Annotated in this window: 2 rRNA genes; both read right to left on the bottom strand. The window is 53.6% G+C overall.

Annotated features, from left to right (window positions below):
• Nucleotides 1-68 precede the first annotated feature (68 nt).
• Nucleotides 69-185: ribosomal RNA gene (rrf, locus tag E3T35_RS12785) — 5S ribosomal RNA — on the bottom strand.
• Nucleotides 186-309: 124 nt separating this feature from the next.
• Nucleotides 310-3,305, bottom strand: a 23S ribosomal RNA gene (locus tag E3T35_RS12780); the annotation flags it as partial.

The raw sequence follows: 3,305 nt of genomic DNA, 5'->3' as shown, positions 1-3,305 counted from the left end.
CGTGGGTGGCCTGTTAACGCAGGAAAGCCATCCCCGGAGGGATGGCTTTTCTGGTGTTTCTAAGTTAAGTCCGGCGGTGTCCTACTCTCCCACAGGGTCCCCCCTGCAGTACCATCGGCGCTGAGAGTCTTAGCTTCCGGGTTCGGAATGTGACCGGGCGTTTCCCTCTCGCTATAGCCGCCGAAACATCTTGCGATGAATCGATTCTATATTATTTAGTTATATAGAGTCCTCGTGACGAGGACGTTGTTCTCGACCGTACATCGAGAACCACATAGTGGACGCTAAAGCAGCTTCTTCAAACTGAGTGTTATCAAATTATCGGCTTATTAGTACCGGTCAGCTCCATGGGTCTTTAGTCCCCACTTCCACATCCGGCCTATCAACGCAGTAGTCTAGCTGCGAGCCTCTCCCCCGAAGGGATGGAAATCTCATCTCGAAGCCGGCTTCCCGCTTAGATGCTTTCAGCGGTTATCCGTTCCGAACGTAGCTAATCAGCGGTGCTCCTGGCGGAACAACTGACACACCAGAGGTTCGTCCATCCCGGTCCTCTCGTACTAGGGATAGATCTTCTCAAATTTCCTGCGCGCGCAGCGGATAGGGACCGAACTGTCTCACGACGTTCTAAACCCAGCTCGCGTACCGCTTTAATGGGCGAACAGCCCAACCCTTGGGACCTACTCCAGCCCCAGGATGCGACGAGCCGACATCGAGGTGCCAAACCATGCCGTCGATATGGACTCTTGGGCAAGATCAGCCTGTTATCCCCGAGGTACCTTTTATCCGTTGAGCGACAGCGCTTCCACAAGCCACTGCCGGATCACTAGTCCCGACTTTCGTCCCTGCTCGACTTGTCAGTCTTACAGTCAAGCTCCCTTGTGCACTTACACTCGACACCTGATTACCAACCAGGTTGAGGGAACCTTTGGGCGCCTCCGTTACTTTTTAGGAGGCAACCGCCCCAGTTAAACTACCCACCAGGCACTGTCCCTGAACCGGATCACGGTTCGAAGTTAGGTATCCAATATGACCAGAGTGGTATTTCAACAATGACTCCACCTGAACTAGCGTCCAAGCTTCACAGTCTCCCACCTATCCTACACAAGCCACACCGAACACCAATACCAAGCTGTAGTAAAGGTCACGGGGTCTTTCCGTCCTGCTGCGCGTAACGAGCATCTTTACTCGTAATGCAATTTCGCCGAGTTCGCGGTTGAGACAGCTGGGAAGTCGTTACGCCATTCGTGCAGGTCGGAACTTACCCGACAAGGAATTTCGCTACCTTAGGATGGTTATAGTTACCACCGCCGTTTACTGGGGCTTAAATTCTCAGCTTCGCCTTGCGGCTAACCGTTCCTCTTAACCTTCCAGCACCGGGCAGGCGTCAGTCCGTATACATCGTCTTGCGACTTAGCACGGACCTGTGTTTTTAGTAAACAGTCGCTTCCCACTGGTCTCTGCGGCCTTCGAACGCTCCCGGAGCAAGTCCGTTCACGCCTCAGGCCCCCCTTCTCCCGAAGTTACGGGGGCATTTTGCCGAGTTCCTTAACCACGATTCTCTCGATCTCCTTAGTATTCTCTACCTGATCACCTGAGTCGGTTTGGGGTACGGGTGACTAAAACCTCGCGTCGATGCTTTTCTTGGCAGCATAGGATCACTGATTTCACCCTTACGGGCTACCCATCGGGTCTCAACCTTATATGAGAGACGGATTTGCCTATCTCTCGGCCTACATCCTTAGACCGGGTCAACCATCGCCCGGCTCAGCTACCTTCCTGCGTCACACCTGTTAATACGCTAACCGCACCAGCATAGGGTCGCACGCTAGGCCCCACGCTTCACCCCGAAGGGATCCATCTAGGGGATTCAGATGCTTAGCATTACTGGATTAGTTTGGGCGGTTTTTCGTCAGTACGGGAATATCAACCCGTTGTCCATCGACTACGCCTGTCGGCCTCGCCTTAGGTCCCGACTTACCCAGGGCGGATTAGCCTGGCCCTGGAACCCTTGATCTTTCGGAGGACGGGTTTCTCACCCGTCTTTCGCTACTCATGCCTGCATTCTCACTCGTGTGGCCTCCACGGCTGGTTTACACCGCCGCTTCGCTGGCCACACGACGCTCTCCTACCCATCAACACGGCTGAACCAACACCACAAGGGTGTGAGCTAACCAAAAATATCAATGCCACAACTTCGGTGGCGTGCTTGAGCCCCGTTACATTGTCGGCGCGGAATCACTTGACCAGTGAGCTATTACGCACTCTTTCAAGGGTGGCTGCTTCTAAGCCAACCTCCTGGTTGTCTGTGCAACTCCACATCCTTTCCCACTTAGCACGCGCTTTGGGACCTTAGTTGGTGGTCTGGGTTGTTTCCCTCTCGACGATGAAGCTTATCCCCCACCGTCTCACTGCTGCGCTCTCACTTACCGGCATTCGGAGTTTGGCTGACGTCAGTAAGCTTTTGGGCCCCATCGGCCATCCAGTAGCTCTACCTCCGGCAAGAAACACGCAACGCTGCACCTAAATGCATTTCGGAGAGAACCAGCTATCACGAAGTTTGATTGGCCTTTCACCCCTATCCACAGCTCATCCCCTCCATTTTCAACTGAAGTGGGTTCGGTCCTCCACGACGTCTTACCGTCGCTTCAACCTGGCCATGGATAGATCACTTCGCTTCGGGTCTAGGACATGCGACTGAATCGCCCTATTCAGACTCGCTTTCGCTACGCATTCCCCTCTCGGGTTAAGCTCGCCACATATCACTAACTCGCAGGCTCATTCTTCAAAAGGCACGCTGTCACCAGAACAAAGCTGGCTCCAACGGTTTGTAAGCAAACGGTTTCAGGTACTATTTCACTCCCCTCCCGGGGTACTTTTCACCTTTCCCTCACGGTACTTGTTCACTATCGGTCATGTAGGAGTATTTAGGCTTATCAGGTGGTCCTGACGGATTCACACGGGATTTCTCGGGCCCCGTGCTACTTGGGATACTTCTCGGGCGATTGCTGCATTTCGACTACGGGGTTCGCACCCTCTATGACCAGGCTTTCAATCCTGTTCGTCTATACAACGTTCTAACCCTTACCATTCGGTAGAATAGGCAGAAAAGTCCCGCAACCCCGACCATGCAACGCCTACCGGCTATCACACATGATCGGTTTAGCCTCATCCGGGTTCGCTCGCCACTACTAACGGAATCACTATTGTTTTCTCTTCCTGTGGGTACTGAGATGTTTCACTTCCCCACGTTCCCTCTACCCGCCCTATATATTCAGGCGGGAGTCACCAGGTCACCTCACGGGCCT

It is taken from the genome of Cryobacterium sp. TMT1-2-2 (assembly GCF_004403505.1).
GTDB classification, from domain to species: Bacteria; Actinomycetota; Actinomycetes; order Actinomycetales; family Microbacteriaceae; genus Cryobacterium; species Cryobacterium flavum.
This window is presented reverse-complemented; position numbering and strand designations above follow the sequence as displayed.